This is a genomic window from Methylobacterium variabile, assembly GCF_001043975.1.
Taxonomy (GTDB): domain Bacteria; phylum Pseudomonadota; class Alphaproteobacteria; order Rhizobiales; family Beijerinckiaceae; genus Methylobacterium; species Methylobacterium variabile.
Genome location: NZ_LABY01000418.1, coordinates 1 through 811 on the forward strand (window position 1 = coordinate 1; position 811 = coordinate 811).

1 pseudogene is annotated in these 811 nt (G+C 71.4%); it reads left to right on the forward strand.

Features of this window, described 5'->3' with window-relative positions:
• A pseudogene (locus VQ02_RS33620) lies at positions 1-811 on the forward strand (glycoside hydrolase family 65 protein); the annotation flags it as partial.

Genomic DNA, 811 nt, shown 5'->3' on the forward strand with positions numbered 1-811 from the left:
ATGCTGCGCCCGCGCCTGATCCCCCCCGACGACGTCTTTCCCCCGAATCCCTGGGCGATCGAGGCCGTCCGCTACGACGGCCGGCTGGCGCGGAACCTCACCGGCCAGGCGGAGACGATGTTCGCCCTGTCGAACGGCTACCTGGGCCTGCGCGGCGTCACCGAGGAGGGGATGCCGGTCAGCGAGACCGGCACCTACCTCAACGGCTTCTACGAGCACCGGCCCATCTCCTACGGCGAGCGCGCCTACGGCTTTCCGACGGTCGGCCAGAGCATCCTGAACTGCCCGGACGGCACGGCCCTGAAGCTCAGCGTCGACGACGAGCGTTTCCTCCTCTCCGACGCCGAGATCCGGTCGTACCGGCGGGTCCTCGATTTCAGGAGCGGCACCCTGAGCCGGGACGTGCGCTGGGTGACGGCGGCGGGCAAGTCCCTGCGCTTGCAGACCCTGCGCCTCGTCTCCCTCGCGCACCGCCATCTCGCGGCGATCGAGTACACGCTCACGGCGGAGGATCGCGAGGCGGAGGTGGTGATCGCCTCCGAACTCCGGAACGACCAGCCCCTGGCCACCGACACCACCGATCCGCGCCTGGCGGAGGGCTTCGTCGGGCGGGTCCTGCATCCGGCCGGCACGCGGTGCGAGGCCCTGCGCGCGGTCCTGTCCTACCGCACCCGCAGCTCAGGGCTGGTGCTCGGCTGCGGCATGGACCACGTCGTCGCCGCCGACGATCCCCTGACGATGCAGGCCTCCTGCGACGACGACCTCGCCATGGTCGTCTTCCGGGGCACCCTCGCGCCGGGCGCGACGATCC